Source organism: Bacillus ectoiniformans, from assembly GCF_016908875.1.
GTDB lineage: Bacteria > Bacillota > Bacilli > Bacillales > Domibacillaceae > Bacillus_BX > Bacillus_BX ectoiniformans.
Window position 1 is genome coordinate 201,875 of sequence record NZ_JAFBES010000005.1, and the last position, 15,725, is coordinate 217,599.

The following is a 15,725-nucleotide window of genomic DNA, read 5'->3' on the forward strand; positions in this document are numbered from 1 at the left end:
GCGAGTGTAAAGACACCTGATTAAGTGAATATAAAGAATGAACGAGGGATAAGAAATACCTGAATGTAACCAAACACTATCTTTATGAAAATATCCGCCTCAATATTCGTTAAAGGTCCGTTTCATTTTATTTTTATCATGCATTGTCTATAATGGTACTACTGAAAAAATTTAGGAGTGAGCCATGATGCAGCAGGAAGAACGTTTTAAAAAAGCAGAGTTTGCCGCAATGGTAGGGATTGTCGGCAATATTGCCCTGGCGATTATTAAATGGGTCTGTGGAATTGCCGGGAACAGCCGGGCATTGATTGCTGATGCGGCTCATTCTGCTTCGGATGTGGCAGGTTCATTGGCCGTGTTCATTGGTCTTAGGGCAGCCAAGCAGCCTCCTGATGAGGATCATCCGTACGGTCATGGAAAAGCAGAGTCTGTTGCGGCCATTATTGTCGCGGTGCTGCTTGCGCTGGTCGGCGTAGAAATTGGAATCTCGTCCATTCAATCATTTGGCCATGAGATTGAGCCGCCGAACGTTATTGCGGTGTATGCGGTCATCTTTTCAATTATTGTAAAAGAAGCGATGTTTCAATATAAGTTCCGATTGGGAAAAAGGTTAAAGAGCGATGCTTTAATAGTGAATGCCTATGAGCATCGTTCGGATGTTTTTTCTTCCATTGCCGCGCTCATTGGGATTGGAGCGGCAATTCTTGGAGGGAAGCTGAATGTGGACTGGCTTATCTATGGAGATCCAGTGGCCGGTTTATTCGTATCTTTGCTGGTGTTGAAGATGGCTTGGGAGCTCGGGAAAGAATCCATACACAATACGCTTGACCATGTCCTTCACGAAGAAGATGCGGCACACTTTCACGATATCATCCTATCTGTGCCTGGTGTAAAAAAAATCGGCACCTTGTATGCGAGAGAACACGGACATTATGTCATTATTGATTTAAAAATCTCTGTCGATCCGCATATAACTGTTGAGGAGGGCCATCGGATCGGAAAAATGGTGAAAGCAGAGCTGATGAAGGCGGCAAATGTTCAGAATGTGCTAGTCCATATCAATCCTTTCAAGGCGGAGGAAGATGATTAATCAGAAGGGCGGGAGAAGATGAAAACTCAAACAACCTTATTGCTAAGTGTTTTGTTTGCTATTGTCATTGCTATTTTTGCGGTGATTAATGTCGAACCTGTCACTGTCAATTATTTATTCGGTCAATCAGAATGGCCGCTTGTTCTTGTCATTATTTTTTCTGTTTTTATGGGCGCACTTTTATCTTTCTTGTTAAGCTTATTTAGAACACTAGGCTTACGCAGACAGAATAAAGTGCTTATCCACCAAATAGAAAATCTAAAAAAAGAATTGCACGAATTAAAACAGCGGAATCAAACAGAAGCTGGGACAGCGAAAGATGCGCATCGGACGATTCCAGATGGAGAGTAAGCAAAAGATTTATATTGTTAGAATCAGGGTGAAGTAAAAGCTTCACCCTTTTTTCTTGCCTCCTTTTGTTAATTTCTCTGCGAATGTTGTCAATTATTCTATCAGACTTTATAATAGTAATTCTGAGGGGTGAACGTATGTTAAAATCAAAAACCCGCTGGATTGTTCGTCAAACCGACGAAAAAATGCGAGATCAACTAGCAGAAGAACTGGCTGTAAGTCCAATGCTCGCCTCTTTACTAATCAACCGTGGATTGAATGATGCAGAATCAGCACGGTCTTTTTTAATGGAAAAAGGCGAGGAATTTCATGATCCCTACCTAATGCTTGGGATGGATCAAGCCGTTTCACGAATACATGAAGCCATTAAGAATGAAGAAGCCATTTTAGTCTTTGGTGATTATGATGGAGATGGTGTCACGAGTACGTCTGTGATGCTTACCGTCTTAAAAGACTTGGGAGCAAATGCAGAATTTTATATTCCGAACCGGTTTACAGAAGGATATGGCCCGAATGAACAAGCATTCCGATGGGCAAAAGATACCGGGTTTTCATTAATTATTACTGTTGATACCGGGATTTCAGCTGTCAATGAAGCGGCACTTGCGAAAGAGCTTGGGATGGATTTAATCATTACCGATCACCATGAGCCGGGTCCTGAACTTCCGGAAGCGCTAGCCATTATTCATCCGAAGCACCCGGACGGACATTATCCTTTTCATTATTTAGCGGGAGTCGGAGTCGCGTTTAAAGTGGCCCATGCTCTATATGGACATGTTCCTGAACACTTGCTGGATTTAGCTGCGATTGGCACGATTGCGGACCTCGTTCCGCTTAAGGGGGAGAACCGCAGTTTAGCGAAAGCTGGCCTTCAAAAGCTGAAGCAGACATCAAGGCCTGGAATTAACGCGCTTTGCAAACTGACAAGCACAGACAAGGCGGCGATCAATGAAGAGACGATCGGGTTTATGATTGCTCCTCGTCTCAATGCTGCTGGCAGACTGGCGGATGCTGACCCTGCTGTCGAATTGTTAATGACCGATGATGCAGAGACAGCGGCAGAACTGGCCAAGGAAATTGATTCATTAAATAAAGAGCGTCAAACCATTGTGAATGACATTACTCTTGAAGCGATGGAAATGGTAGAAAACGAGTTTCCGCCTGAAGATTATCCGGTCATCGTTATTGGAAAAGAAGGCTGGAATGCGGGTGTCATTGGAATTGTCGCTTCAAGGCTGGTAGATAAATATTATCGTCCGGCTATAGTGCTCAGCTTCGACCCGGAGACGGGAAAAGCGAAGGGGTCGGCGAGAAGTATTAAAGGGTTTGACTTGTTTAAAAATTTATCTACATGCCGGGATATTCTTCCTCATTTCGGAGGACATCCGATGGCAGCTGGAATGACGCTTGAAATAGCCAATGTGGACTTGCTGCGAGAAAGGCTGACGCAGCTTGCGGGCGAACAGCTGACAGAAGATGATTTTATCCCAATTACAGAACTCGACGCGGCTATACCGGTGGAGGATGTGACGCTTCAGGCGATTGAACAGCTCCAGAAGCTCTCGCCATATGGAATGGGCAACCCTAAGCCTCGAGTCATGATAGAAGAGGCAAATCTATCGGTTATGAAAAAAATCGGCTCAGATCAAACGCATTTAAAACTGATGCTTGAACAACAGGGTGCTACGCTTGATGGAATTGGTTTTGGCATGGGAACGTTAGCCGACCATATTGCTCCTTTTTCTAAAGTGTCTGTGATCGGTGAACTGGCCATTAATGAATGGAATAACATCAGCAAACCGCAAATATTTCTGAAGGATGTCCGGGTGAATAACTGGCAATTATTCGATGCGAGAGGACACCGCCAAATTCAGAAGTGGCTGAAAGAGATCCCTGACAAACGGGTTTTCATTACTTTTAAAGAAGAAACGCTTCATGATCTAAAGCTTCAGGATTATGAACAGGAGGTTGTTCAGATAAACAGCAGCGAACAAGCGGAACTCTTCTCAATTGACCAAAAAAATCTCGTGCTGCTCGACATGCCATCATCAGCTGAACTGATCGAGAAGCTGATGAAAAACGGTGAGCCAGAACGAGTATATGCGCATTTTCATCAGAAAGATAATCATTTCTTCAGCACGATGCCGACGAGAGAACATTTTAAATGGTTCTATGCTTTCTTGAATAAACGAAAAGTGTTTGACCTTAATACACATGGTGATGAACTCGCTAAGTATAAGGGCTGGTCAAGAGAAACGGTAGATTTTATGTCGAAAGTGTTTTTTGAGCTGGAGTTTGTTACAATGGATAAGGGATTTCTGCATTTAAATCCAGCTGCAGGTAAGCGGGATTTAAGTGAATCGCCATCCTATCAAAATAAACAAATGCAATACGAATTGGAAAATAAGCTGCTGTATTCATCCTATCAGGATTTAAAAGACTGGATGAGTCAGTATATCTATTTGCCTGTGAAGAATCGGGAGGAAGAGAACACATGGATTTAAAGCAATATGTTAAAATCGTAGAAAACTGGCCAAAGCCGGGAATTAAGTTTAAAGACATTACGCCGCTAATGGATAATGGTGATGCATTCCGTTACGCTACGGATCAAATTGTAGAGTATGCGAAAGAAAAAGAAATCGACTTAGTTGTTGGACCGGAAGCACGCGGATTTATTGTCGGCTGTCCTGTGGCTTATTCATTAGGAGTGGGTTTTGCACCTGTGCGTAAAGAAGGCAAACTTCCTCGCGAAACAGTGAAAGTGGATTATGGATTGGAATACGGCAAAGATGTCTTAACCATTCATAAAGATGCAGTAAAACCAGGACAGCGCGTATTAATTACCGATGACCTATTAGCAACGGGAGGCACGATTGAGGCGACTATTCAGCTTGTTGAACAATTAGGCGGAGTCGTTGCTGGAATTGCCTTTTTAATTGAGCTTAAATATTTGGATGGCATGGATAAGCTTGATGGATATGATGTTGTTTCGTTAATGTCTTATGAATAATTTTAAGAAGTGAGCGCTTTTATTAAGTGCTCTCTTTTTTATAAATCAAGCAAATGAATGAATAATTAATCTTTTTATAAATAGAAAGAAATTTTTTGGTGTGACAAATTTCGTCATTTTTTTTGAAATTCTCGATAAAATGCGCAAGATGGCTTTACATCTAGCTGTTTTTTTTCGATAATAAGAACAATTAGTTTTTTTACAAAGAAGCGGACTAAATAATCTTATAAATGATAAAGGTGAGTAAACATATGGCGAAAGATCAAGTATTAACCGCCGAACAAGTGATTGAACGGACAAGTCAATACCTAAATGAGGAACATGTGGAGTTTGTCAGAAAAGCCTATCGTTATGCGGAGGCAGCGCATAGTGAGCAGTATCGTAAATCGGGAGAGCCGTACATTATTCACCCGATTCAAGTAGCGGGAATTCTTGCGGATTTAGAAATGGATCCGGCAACCGTCGCAGCAGGTTTTTTACATGATGTGGTGGAAGATACCGATATTTCGCTTGATGATATGGCAGATGCTTTTGGTAAAGAAGTAACCATGCTTGTTGATGGAGTAACGAAGCTTGGGAAAATTAAATATAAGTCAAAAGAAGAACAGCAGGCGGAAAATCACCGCAAAATGTTTGTTGCTATGGCCCAAGACATCCGTGTCATTTTAATCAAGCTTGCGGATCGGCTTCACAATATGCGCACTCTTAAACATCTACCTCATGAAAAACAGCGGCGTATTTCCAATGAAACACTTGAAATTTTCGCTCCTTTAGCTCACCGCCTTGGTATTTCAAAGATTAAATGGGAGCTTGAAGATACATCCTTGCGTTACTTAAATCCGCAGCAGTATTACCGGATTGTTAACTTAATGAAGAGGAAACGCGAAGAGCGCGAGCAATATTTAGATGAAGTGGTTGGAGGTGTGAAGGCCCGCCTCGATGAATTATCGATTGATGCGGAACTGTCGGGACGTCCGAAGCACATCTATAGTATTTACCGTAAAATGGCGCTGCAGCATAAGCAATTTAACGAGATTTATGATTTGCTTGCTGTGCGGATCGTTGTCGACAGCATTAAGGATTGCTACGCTGTGCTCGGAATCATCCACACATGCTGGAAGCCGATGCCCGGACGATTTAAAGATTATATCGCGATGCCAAAAACAAATATGTACCAATCGCTCCATACGACCGTTATTGGCCCAAAAGGCGATCCGTTAGAAGTACAAATCCGGACTCACGATATGCATCGCATTGCGGAATTTGGGGTTGCGGCTCACTGGGCCTACAAAGAAGGCCGGTCTATTGACGAGAAGGCTTCTTTTGAGAAAAAAATGTCGTGGTTTAGAGAAATCCTCGACTTCCAGAATGAATCAGCGAATGCAGAAGAATTTATGGAGTCCTTAAAAATTGATCTGTTTTCGGATATGGTATTTATTTTTACTCCAAAAGGCGATGTTTTCGAGCTGCCGTCTGGTTCAGTTCCGATAGATTTTGCCTACCGAATTCATTCGGAAATCGGCAATAAAACCATCGGCGCCAAGGTGAATGGAAAAATGGTCACCCTTGATTATGAACTAAAAACAGGGGATATTATTGAAATTTTAACATCCAAGCATTCCTATGGACCGAGCAAAGACTGGATGAAGATGGCCCAGACTTCCCAAGCAAAAAATAAGATTAAACAATTTTTCAAGAAGCAAAACCGGGAAGAAAATATGGAAAAAGGCCGCGAACAAGTTGAAAAAGAAATCCGCAACATGGACTTCGAAGTGAAAGAAGTGCTTACATCTGAAAATGTGAGCCGTGTCGCTGAAAAGTTTAACTTTTCCAATGAAGATGATATGTATGCAGCGGTGGGCTATAACGGCATAACCGCCTTGCAGGTAGTGAATAGATTAACAGAGAAGCTGCGGAAAATGAGAGATCAGGAAGCGGCTGTGGAATCTGTTAAAGAATTAAAAACGGTGACCACACCGATTAATAAGAAAAATTCAGGTGTCAAAGTAAAAGGGATCGACAATCTGCTGATTCGTTTATCAAGATGCTGCAATCCGGTTCCGGGTGATGACATTGTCGGCTACATTACGAAAGGCCGAGGGGTGTCTGTCCATCGCTCTGACTGTCCGAACGTGACGAATGAAGACTCGTCTACACGTTTAATTCCAGTAGAATGGGAGAGCGGAGCGGCGAAGCAAAAAGAATATACAGTTGAAATTGAAATCTCCGGCTACGACCGCCAAGGACTGTTAAATGAAGTTCTGCAAGTGGTCAGTGAAACAAAGACGAATATTTCTGCGGTCGCAGGACGTTCTGACCGGAATAAAGTTGCGAAAATCGATATGACGATTTATATTCACAACATCAGTCACTTGCATAAAGTAGTCGAGCGTGTGAAACAGATTCCTGATATTTATTCTGTACGAAGAATTTTAAATTAAGGGTGTTTAATCGATATGAAAGTTGTTTTGCAAAGATGTAAAGAAGCTTCTGTTAAAGTAGACAGTGAGATCGTCGGGGAAATTGGCCAAGGTTTTATGCTATTGGTCGGAGTCACACATGAAGACGGGGAAGCGGAAGCCGCCTACTTAGCAGAAAAAATTGTTCACTTGCGTGTGTTTGAAGATGAATCAGGTAAGATGAACCACTCACTATTAGATGTGGGCGGATCGATCCTATCCGTTTCTCAATTTACATTATACGGAGATTGCCGCAAAGGGCGCCGACCGAATTTCATGGCTGCAGCGAAGGGGGAGCAGGCGGAGCAAGTTTATAACCGCTTCAATGAGCTGTTGAGTGAAAAAGGCGTTCAAGTGGAAACAGGCACATTTGGCGCCATGATGGATGTCTCGTTGATCAACGATGGCCCAGTGACGCTAGTTCTAGAACAATAATCATATTTGAGCATTAGATCTTCCATGATTTAATGCTCTTTTTTGTGATCTGGAATATATAAAAGCGCTTAAGCATTCATAGAAATGCCTAAGCGCTGTACTATTATTCTTGTATTCTATTTATTGTGCTTGAAAGTAAGAGTTTAACCCATTATAAATTCCATTGGACACAAGCTCCTGATAAGGAGTGGAAATCACTGTCGCTTCTTCCCTTGGGTTGCTCAAGTATCCCAATTCGAGCAAAATAGAGGGCTGACTATTTTCTCGCAATACATGGTAATCACCCGTTCGAATGCCTCGATCTGAGATAGGAAGAGAGCGGTCGAGTTCGTTATGAACATTGGAAGCTAGTTTTCTATGTTTGCCATTGTAATAGTAGGTAGTAAACCCTTTGGCGCTTGATTCAGTATGACTGTCATAATGAATGCTGATAAACGCGTCTGCCTCGTATAAAGAGGAAACCGCTACCCTTGATGGCAGAGATAAATAACTATCTGCATTTCTAGTTAAAATCACATTTGCTCCTGATCTTTTGAGCTTTTGATAAAGCAATTGGGTCGTCTGCAATGTTAAATATTTCTCGAAGGTTCCTTTCGCACCGGTTGTTCCGCGGTCAATGCCGCCGTGTCCCGGGTCAAGCACGATAGTTTTGCCCCTTAAACCGGTTGCTGACTGGTTTGTAGCCGGCTTTTGTTGTTCTGCTTTCCCGTTTACAGTGACGATCCAGCTGGCTAAATAAGCTTCGCGCCCATCAGGCAGAGAGACTTTCAGCCATTTCCCTTCCCGGCTTACGACCGGATAGCTTTCACCTTGCGATCCACGTGCAACAATAGATGATTCCATGGAAGGTTCTGAACGCAAATTCGTGCCGTTGTATAATAGAACGGCGTGTTCTGACCTTGAAGTGACCTGGTTTTTCACCTCTTGCTCGTTCTGGCTGCCGAGCCGTATGAACTGTTCGTGAACCCAGCCGTGATGGCCATGGAAATCAATTCGTACCCAGTCGCCTTTATTTCCTGTTGCCGTTACCTGCTCGCCAATATGTAACTTACCCATAATGTCTGCTGAGAGGGATGGCTGATTGCGGACATTTAACCGATCAGCAATAATAGTTGCTGCCTTGGACTCACGCTTGTCCACTTGACTGTTAGAGGATGAGGTTTTAACAAGATAACCTGCGACCCAGCCTTTTTTGTTATTAGGTAATTGAATCTGGTACCAGTCATATTTTTCATCAAGAATCGTATAGCGTTCATTTCGTTTGGCTTTGCCGACGACACTTGAGTCCATGCTTGGTTCACTGCGAACATTGGCATTGCTGACGGAGATTTCAATGGTTCCTCCGGCGGCCTTTGCCCCGTGCAGCCCAGCAGGCATCAGACTGAATATAAGAGTAAAGATGATAAGTGCAAACATACTTTTCTTGTACATAGCCCACCGCCTATTTAATTAGTGTGCCTGGAAGACTCTGTCCCAGGAAGTAACTTCAGCCTTATTTTAGCATTAAATTCTTGGTTTGACGTTTCTTTCCCTCGATTTTTAAAAATTGAGAAAAAAGGAGGAAAACTTAGAAGATTTTGGCTGAAAATTGATAGGGGTGAAAAAAGTTCGAAAAAGAAACTTGAATGACTTGTAAAAATTCCTTATAATATGAACATTAGTTTTTCTTCAAACGACAACTTAAGATGCAACCGATGAGGGAGAAAAGTAGTTAAGATCCGTATGTAAAGAGAGGAAATGCCTTGGCTGAAAGCATTTCTGCATATCGCCTTAATGAACGAACACTCCTTAGGTTTTTCTCTGAAAGAGTATTTAAGTAGGAGAGAACGTGAACAGGCGTTAACTGGAAAAGTGAAAACTTGGCACAATCTGAGTTTTAACTAGGGTGGTACCACGGGAATAAACAGCTCTCGTCCCTTGTCTATAGGGATGAGAGTTTTTTTGTGCAAAAAAATGAGTCCCTAAGCTGTTTACATACTTATGAAGATATAAGGAGGATGCGATATGTCAGTGAAAATTCCGCGCGGCACACAGGATATTTTGCCAGGAACCGTTGAAAAGTGGCAGTATGTTGAAGCGATTGCGAAAAAAGTGTGTCAGAACTATCAATATCAAGAAATTAGAACACCGATCTTTGAACACACGGAATTATTTCAGCGAAGCGTGGGCGATACAACAGATATCGTACAAAAAGAAATGTATACATTTAATGACCGCGGTGAACGCAGTCTGACGCTTCGGCCTGAAGGAACAGCAGCTGTTGTCCGTTCCTTTGTGGAGAATAAAATGTTCGGCCAGCCGAACCAGCCGGTCAAGCTCTTTTACAATGGTCCAATGTTCCGCTATGAGCGCCCGCAATCCGGCCGATTCCGCCAATTTGTTCAGTTTGGCGTAGAAGCGATTGGCAGTGAAGATCCAGCGATTGATGCAGAAGTATTGGCGCTTGTCATGGATATCTACCAAGAGGCTGGTTTAAAGCAGATTGAACTAGTGGTCAATTCACTGGGTGACGCAGAGAGCCGTACTGCTCACCGCGAAGCTTTAGTGAATCACTTTGAACCAAGAATCGGTGAATTCTGTCAGGATTGCCAAAGCAGGCTCAAGAAAAATCCACTGCGCATTCTGGATTGTAAAAAGGACCGCGAGCATGAACTAATGAGTTCAGCGCCTTCGATTTTAGATTTCTTAAATGATTACTCACGCACGTATTTCGAAAAGGTGCAGAAGTATTTAACGGACTTAAACATTCCATTTACTGTAGATCCTACACTTGTCCGCGGACTGGATTATTATAATCACACCGCATTTGAAGTCATGAGCAAGGCAGAAGGGTTCGGCGCCATCACCACATTATGCGGAGGCGGACGTTATAACGGATTAGTCAGTCAAATGGGCGGGCCAGACGTGCCAGGCATTGGCTTTGCCTTCAGTATTGAACGTCTTCTTTCGGCTATTGAAGCAGAAGGCGTACAGCTGCCGATTGAGCAGCAATTAGACTGTTACCTCGTTTCCCTTGGCGATGAGGCGAAAGATTACACGGTCAAGCTTTTGCATCAGCTTAGAAAAGCGGGTATTGGAGCAGAAAGAGACTATCAGGACCGAAAAATGAAGGCTCAGCTTAAATCCGCTGACCGTCTAAATGCTCGTTTTGTCGCTATTTTAGGAGAAGACGAATTGAACGCTGGCAAGATCAATGTGAAGGATATGGAAAGCGGCGAACAAGAAGAAGTGCTGCTCGATCAATTCATAGAGACATTAAAAACAAAGATGGGGGCGAAATAAATGTTTGGCAGATCATATTACTGTGGACAGATCACAGAAAAGCAAATAGGCGAAGAAGTCACGTTAAAAGGATGGGTGCAGCGCCGAAGAGACCTTGGGGGATTAATTTTCATTGATTTCCGCGATCGGACAGGCATCGTTCAAATCGTATTCAGCCCGGAACAATCTACAGAAGCATTAGCTGTGGCAGAAAAAGTCCGTAATGAGTATGTTTTAGACATTAAAGGAACAGTCATCGAGCGTGACCCGGGAACAGTGAACGAAAATATCGCGACTGGAAAAATCGAAGTTCACGTGACAGAAGTAACGATTTTAAGCGAAGCAAAAAATCCTCCATTTATGGTAGAAGACCAAACAGAGGTGTCAGAAGAGAGCCGTCTAAAATACCGTTACTTAGATTTACGCCGTCCGGTCATGTACGAAACATTTAAAATGAGAAGTGACATTACGAAGACGATTCGTGACTATTTAGATGAAAACGGATTTTTAGATGTGGAAACACCAATCTTAACGAAAAGCACGCCAGAAGGAGCACGTGACTATTTAGTGCCAAGCCGTGTGCATGATGGAGAGTTCTATGCGTTGCCGCAATCTCCGCAAATTTTCAAGCAGCTGCTGATGGTTTCAGGCTTTGACCGTTACTATCAAATTGCCCGCTGTTTCCGTGATGAGGATCTTCGTGCGGATCGCCAGCCGGAATTCACACAAATCGACATCGAAGCGAGCTTCATGAGCCAGGAAGACATTATGTCCATGACGGAAGAAATGCTGAAACGTGTCATGAAGCATGTGAAGTCAGTGGACATCACAGAAGCTTTCCCTAGAATGTCTTATGAAGAAGCGATGAGCCGCTATGGTTCAGACAAACCGGATACACGTTTTGGCATGGAGCTTGTAGATGTATCTGAGATCGTGCAAAACTCTGGGTTCAAAGTGTTTGCCGGAGCGGTTGAAGCAGGCGGACAAGTGAAATTAATCAATGTAAAAGGCGGAGGAACAACATATTCGCGTAAAGATATTGACCACTTAACTGAATTCACTGCAGTATACGGAGCAAAAGGATTGGCTTGGCTGAAAGTAGAAGAAGATGGATTGAAAGGACCAATTGCCAAATTCTTTACAGAAGAAGAACAAGCTCAATTAATTGCTTCTGCAGAAGCGGAAACAAGCGATCTATTATTATTCGTTGCTGATAAAAAATCAGTCGTAGCTGATGCACTAGGTGCTCTTCGTCTGCGCCTTGGAAAAGAACTGGGCTTAATTGATGAAAACAAGTACAACTTCCTATGGGTGACTGACTGGCCATTGCTTGAGTATGATGAGAATGAAAAACGCTATTACGCGGCTCACCATCCATTTACGATGCCGGTTCGGGAAGAATTGTCATTGATCGATGAAGATCCGGCGAAAGTACATGCACAAGCCTATGACATCGTATTGAACGGTTATGAGCTTGGCGGAGGATCCATCCGTATTTTTGAGCGCGAAGTTCAAGAGAAAATGTTTGAACTGCTTGGCTTTACGCCTGAACAAGCGAAGGAACAATTCGGATTCTTGCTTGAAGCGTTTGAATATGGCACGCCGCCGCATGGTGGAATTGCGCTAGGACTAGACCGTATTGTAATGCTGCTGACTGGCCGCACGAACTTGCGTGACACCATTGCCTTCCCTAAAACAGCAAGTGCAAGCTGCCTGTTAACAAATGCGCCTGGAGAAGTCAGCGAAGCGCAGCTTGAGGAATTAAGTTTAGCGATCCGCGCAACAGCAAAAAAATAAAGTTGGAATTTTTAGATAACTTATCGGTTGAAATCAAAAAACGTATATGTTAAGATGAATTCAATGAAGGCGAGTCCTGATGTGTTCGTTTGATTCACTATCTGTTTTGACCGAACAATATATGTTACGGGAGTCCGAGTTTTTAAGCAGCGTACATGCCTCTTGCGAGAGGACTTACTAAGTTTAATGCAGGGCACCCACCTGCGGAGAGCGGGTTCAAAACATATAGATCCTTACGACGGCACAATTGGGACTTGTCTGCTAACGAAATTAACAGCAGCCTCTGATGATTCAGGGGCTGTTTTTGTATGTTTGGGGAAATATGTGTGAGACTAGGTTATGGAACGGGCTTTGGATCCGGAAAAGAGGAAATTCGATGTACAAAATGTCGATTGAAGATTATTCAACTGGAGTGAAAAGGGAGTATCTTTGTTCTAAAGACGAAGTGAAAATTTATTCACTTCTTCCAGTTGGTGAAGAGAGGCACCCGTTAGATGCAGTCCAAGAAAGCATATTTGACTTTATTATTAAAAGAGATAATTTTCCTGTTTATTTATATATAGAATCTAGCAAGAGGTTAGAGAGAGAGTTAACAGAGAATAACATATCGTACAAAATTATTTCTAGCAATGATGCGAAACATAAACAGAAGTCTGTTCCTCTTATGTGTTTGTATCAATTAAAAATCAATAACGATATAGAACTTTGTAGAATTGTAAAACAAACATTTGCAGAAGCGGTTGGGAATAACCTATATTTATTTAGTAGTGAAGAACATTTAGCATGGTTAGAAGCTAACCATGGTTATCGAAGTGCGCTTCCCTTATTGAATTTTGAATATCCCTCTGTTTACATATGGGTGGGATATGATGGGTTATTTTGGGAGTTGATTACTAACGAACCGAACCATGAGGATATAGAATCATGCGTTCGTGTATTATCTACAGATAAAATTCAATATCTTGCAGATGAAAATATATAATTTTTTAAATAATTGATAAGATTTCACGTGTGGTAATTACTCAGACCAAGCTGAATAGACCACGCTTTTTAGCGCAGCCAGCTCAACTGAACGTATAGGATTCTTCTAAATCTTCTGAAAGGGCATCCAGAAAGGACAGCCTTTGTTTGCACACGGTCGATAAAAAAGAACGGGTCACCATGATGCAATCATGGGTGCCTTTTTCGTTTCGGAAGAGTCCTGAAATTTTTTCTTTCACTGCAGCCAGACGTATAGGCAGCAACTTTGGAACTTGGACAGTAACCAGCTCCGGATATTTAATTTATTTGCCTATTTGCCCGTAGCTCCTGAACGAGTCCATTTTGCTTTTCGATGTTGAAGAGTGTCTGATTTTCAAGTATGATAAATCCTATCGGAATTAATTAATAATAGACATGGAGTGAATATACATGCTGCATCAATTTTCCCGCAATGAATTGGCGTTTGGAAAAGAAGGGTTAGAGTTATTGAAAAACAGCACGGTAGCTGTGCTTGGAATCGGAGGAGTTGGCTCTTTTTCTGCCGAAGCATTGGCGCGTTCCGGTGTTGGACGGCTTTTGCTTGTTGATAAAGATACCATCGATATTACGAATGTGAACCGGCAGCTGCCTGCGCTATTATCAACAGTTGGCGAGCCGAAAGCTGACGTCATGAAAGCCCGTATTGCCGACATTAATCCGGAATGTGAAGTCATTGCTTTAAAGATGTTCTATACAGAAGAAACGTATGAAGAATTTTTTAGCTATGGGTTAGATTTTGTCGTGGATGCGTCTGATACGATTTCATATAAGATTCATTTAATGAAAGAGTGTTTATCACGAAATATCCCGATTATTTCTAGTATGGGTGCGGCGAATAAAATGGATCCTACGCGTTTTCAGATTACAGACATTTCTAAAACGCATACGGACCCAATTGCCAAAGTCGTTCGCACGCGTCTTCGTAAAGAAGGGATACGCAAAGGCATTCCTGTAGTCTTCTCTGATGAAAGCCCGATTGTCATTCGTGAAGATGTGAGAAAAGTCGTTGGAAACGATGAAGCTCAGATCCGAAAAGCAAAAATGCCGCCATCTTCCAACGCATTCGTACCTTCAACGTGCGGATTAATTATGGCCAGTTATGTCGTGAGAGAAATATTAAAAGACATTAAGCTAGAGCGAGTAAACGACTAATATCATATTAACCTTTGCTTTCCTGTTGATTCAGGAAAGCTTTTTTGTTTTTAGATGAATGCACTTGAAGTTTGCGCTCTTTTGGTGCTGTTATTATCTTTCAGTTTAGGTTTAATGACCTTATCGTGGGGTTTTTTAACCTACACCAAGCATTTATTGACCTTCACTCCGTTTATTGGCCTTCACATGTCGTTTATTAACCGTCACCAGCCATTTATTACCCTTCGCCGATCATTTCTTCACCTTCATCTTTACAGACCATATACTGCTCGCTCACTGAAAGATAAATTTTGGAAAACTCCTTGACGTGTATTCATGTCCTAGTGTACTATTCAAATAGTACACTAATACGCGGAGGGGATGCTTGATGTTTAAGGGTCTGCTAATAAAAGATTACTTATTAATAAAGAACTATATGTGGGGATGGCTCGCTGCGGTTTTGGCTATTTATGCAGCCGGAATCAGCTTGATCATGTATAACGATGTGCTGGAAGTAATGTTTCCGTTTGTCTTGTTTCTGTATTTCCTCCACACCATTTTGCTGCCGGTTACAGGAATGATTTTATTAAAGGCAGAAGAGAAAGGGCAATATTGGCTGCATGGAACGGCGAATGGCTGGAAGCTTTTGCTTTCTAAGCTGCTCATTTCTTGTCTAGTATTTTTTGTTTCGCTTTTATTAATGGACGTATTAGCGCTGATTTCTGCAAATATTTCTTTTCCGAAAGAGCTGATGAACGGCAATCGTCTGCCGTTTAGTGAAGGTTTTTTTCTCAATGGCGCCATATTTATTGGGGCATTGTATTTCACGATGTGGGGATTGTTTTTCTGGGCATTTTATCATTCGTTGAATGGTCGGCCGGCATTAAAGAAGATTCGCTGGCTGTTGATTGGCGCCATTTATTTTTCCGTAAGTTATATCGCGAGCCAGCTTACTAAGCTGCCATTGTTTCAAAATTGGTTTGCTGCGTGGACGGTTGACATTGTTGATGCAAGGGATGCAAGTACGCAAAGCTTCGGAGGACCGGGCCTGAGTTTTTCCATTGAAAATGGCGGGCTGCAAGTGTGGCCGCTGCTTTTAGCTATTGTATTTCAAGCGTTCTTGTTTCTCGCAGCCAGCTGGATGCTTGATCGAAAAGTAGAGGTGTAGCAT

Annotated in this window: 12 protein-coding genes, 1 other RNA gene and 1 other annotated feature; of the genes, 12 read left to right on the forward strand and 1 reads right to left on the reverse strand. The window is 42.4% G+C overall.

Annotated features, from left to right (window positions below):
• The first annotated feature begins 187 nt into the window (after window positions 1–187).
• The 6 genes from JOC78_RS09500 to dtd all read left to right on the forward strand — a co-directional run bounded on the left by JOC78_RS09500 (window position 188) and on the right by dtd (window position 7,345).
• Window positions 188–1,090: a cation diffusion facilitator family transporter gene (locus tag JOC78_RS09500; protein ID WP_204554553.1), complete on the forward strand. Its 903-nt coding sequence runs from the start codon at window positions 188–190 to the stop codon at window positions 1,088–1,090.
• Between the two features lie 18 nt (window positions 1,091–1,108).
• A complete protein-coding gene (locus JOC78_RS09505) occupies window positions 1,109–1,441 on the forward strand; it encodes a LapA family protein (protein WP_204554555.1) in 333 nt (110 codons plus the stop codon).
• Window positions 1,442–1,578: 137 nt separating this feature from the next.
• Entirely contained in the window at window positions 1,579–3,945 is a 2,367-nt protein-coding gene (gene recJ, locus JOC78_RS09510) for a single-stranded-DNA-specific exonuclease RecJ (protein ID WP_204554557.1), read from the forward strand.
• On the forward strand, window positions 3,936–4,451 hold the full coding sequence (locus JOC78_RS09515) for an adenine phosphoribosyltransferase (protein WP_204554559.1): 516 nt from the start codon (window positions 3,936–3,938) through the stop codon (window positions 4,449–4,451). The genes recJ and JOC78_RS09515 overlap by 10 nt, the downstream gene beginning before the upstream one ends.
• Window positions 4,452–4,702: 251 nt before the next feature.
• The gene (locus JOC78_RS09520; RefSeq protein ID WP_204554561.1) at window positions 4,703–6,892 is read left to right on the forward strand and encodes a RelA/SpoT family protein; all 2,190 of its coding nucleotides are present in this window, start codon (window positions 4,703–4,705) and stop codon (window positions 6,890–6,892) included.
• Window positions 6,893–6,907: 15 nt separating this feature from the next.
• Window positions 6,908–7,345 (forward strand): D-aminoacyl-tRNA deacylase, encoded by a 438-nt coding sequence (dtd, locus tag JOC78_RS09525; protein WP_204554563.1) that lies wholly within the window; start codon window positions 6,908–6,910, stop codon window positions 7,343–7,345.
• 120 nt (window positions 7,346–7,465) lie between these two features.
• On the opposite strand, the gene JOC78_RS09530 is transcribed toward dtd, so the two are convergent.
• Window positions 7,466–8,776 (reverse strand): N-acetylmuramoyl-L-alanine amidase family protein, encoded by a 1,311-nt coding sequence (locus JOC78_RS09530; protein ID WP_204554565.1) that lies wholly within the window; start codon window positions 8,774–8,776, stop codon window positions 7,466–7,468.
• 254 nt (window positions 8,777–9,030) lie between these two features.
• Window positions 9,031–9,266, forward strand: a binding site (T-box leader).
• Between the two features lie 83 nt (window positions 9,267–9,349).
• Here JOC78_RS09530 and hisS point away from each other — a divergent pair.
• The 6 genes from hisS to JOC78_RS09560 all read left to right on the forward strand — a co-directional run bounded on the left by hisS (window position 9,350) and on the right by JOC78_RS09560 (window position 15,722).
• Window positions 9,350–10,627 carry a histidine--tRNA ligase gene (gene hisS / locus JOC78_RS09535; protein ID WP_204554567.1) on the forward strand — a complete coding sequence of 426 codons (1,278 nt, stop codon included), beginning with the start codon at window positions 9,350–9,352 and terminating at the stop codon, window positions 10,625–10,627.
• Window positions 10,628–12,403 carry an aspartate--tRNA ligase gene (aspS, locus tag JOC78_RS09540; protein WP_204554569.1) on the forward strand — a complete coding sequence of 592 codons (1,776 nt, stop codon included), beginning with the start codon at window positions 10,628–10,630 and terminating at the stop codon, window positions 12,401–12,403.
• A 70-nt stretch (window positions 12,404–12,473) separates the two neighbouring features.
• A non-coding RNA gene (gene ssrS, locus JOC78_RS09545) (6S RNA) lies at window positions 12,474–12,661 on the forward strand.
• A 118-nt stretch (window positions 12,662–12,779) separates the two neighbouring features.
• Window positions 12,780–13,385, forward strand: coding sequence for a hypothetical protein (locus JOC78_RS09550; RefSeq protein ID WP_204554571.1), 606 nt, complete (start codon window positions 12,780–12,782; stop codon window positions 13,383–13,385).
• Window positions 13,386–13,813: 428 nt separating this feature from the next.
• Window positions 13,814–14,575: a tRNA threonylcarbamoyladenosine dehydratase gene (locus JOC78_RS09555; RefSeq protein WP_204554573.1), complete on the forward strand. Its 762-nt coding sequence runs from the start codon at window positions 13,814–13,816 to the stop codon at window positions 14,573–14,575.
• 367 nt (window positions 14,576–14,942) lie between these two features.
• Window positions 14,943–15,722, forward strand: a complete 780-nt coding sequence (locus JOC78_RS09560; RefSeq protein WP_204554575.1) for a hypothetical protein — start codon at window positions 14,943–14,945, stop codon at window positions 15,720–15,722.
• The last annotated feature ends 3 nt before the right edge of the window (window positions 15,723–15,725 follow it).

Bases quoted from the DNA above. Each gene is read 5' to 3' on its own strand.
- JOC78_RS09500 (WP_204554553.1), top strand. From the start codon at position 188: ATGCAGCAGGAAGAACGTTTTAAAAAAGCAGAGTTTGCCGCAATGGTA.
- JOC78_RS09550 (WP_204554571.1), top strand. From the start codon at position 12,780: ATGTACAAAATGTCGATTGAAGATTATTCAACTGGAGTGAAAAGGGAG.
- JOC78_RS09560 (WP_204554575.1), top strand. From the start codon at position 14,943: ATGTTTAAGGGTCTGCTAATAAAAGATTACTTATTAATAAAGAACTAT.
- JOC78_RS09555 (WP_204554573.1), top strand. From the start codon at position 13,814: ATGCTGCATCAATTTTCCCGCAATGAATTGGCGTTTGGAAAAGAAGGG.
- JOC78_RS09530 (WP_204554565.1), bottom strand. From the start codon at position 8,776: ATGTACAAGAAAAGTATGTTTGCACTTATCATCTTTACTCTTATATTC.
- recJ (WP_204554557.1), top strand. From the start codon at position 1,579: ATGTTAAAATCAAAAACCCGCTGGATTGTTCGTCAAACCGACGAAAAA.
- aspS (WP_204554569.1), top strand. From the start codon at position 10,628: ATGTTTGGCAGATCATATTACTGTGGACAGATCACAGAAAAGCAAATA.
- hisS (WP_204554567.1), top strand. From the start codon at position 9,350: ATGTCAGTGAAAATTCCGCGCGGCACACAGGATATTTTGCCAGGAACC.
- JOC78_RS09515 (WP_204554559.1), top strand. From the start codon at position 3,936: ATGGATTTAAAGCAATATGTTAAAATCGTAGAAAACTGGCCAAAGCCG.
- JOC78_RS09520 (WP_204554561.1), top strand. From the start codon at position 4,703: ATGGCGAAAGATCAAGTATTAACCGCCGAACAAGTGATTGAACGGACA.
- dtd (WP_204554563.1), top strand. From the start codon at position 6,908: ATGAAAGTTGTTTTGCAAAGATGTAAAGAAGCTTCTGTTAAAGTAGAC.
- JOC78_RS09505 (WP_204554555.1), top strand. From the start codon at position 1,109: ATGAAAACTCAAACAACCTTATTGCTAAGTGTTTTGTTTGCTATTGTC.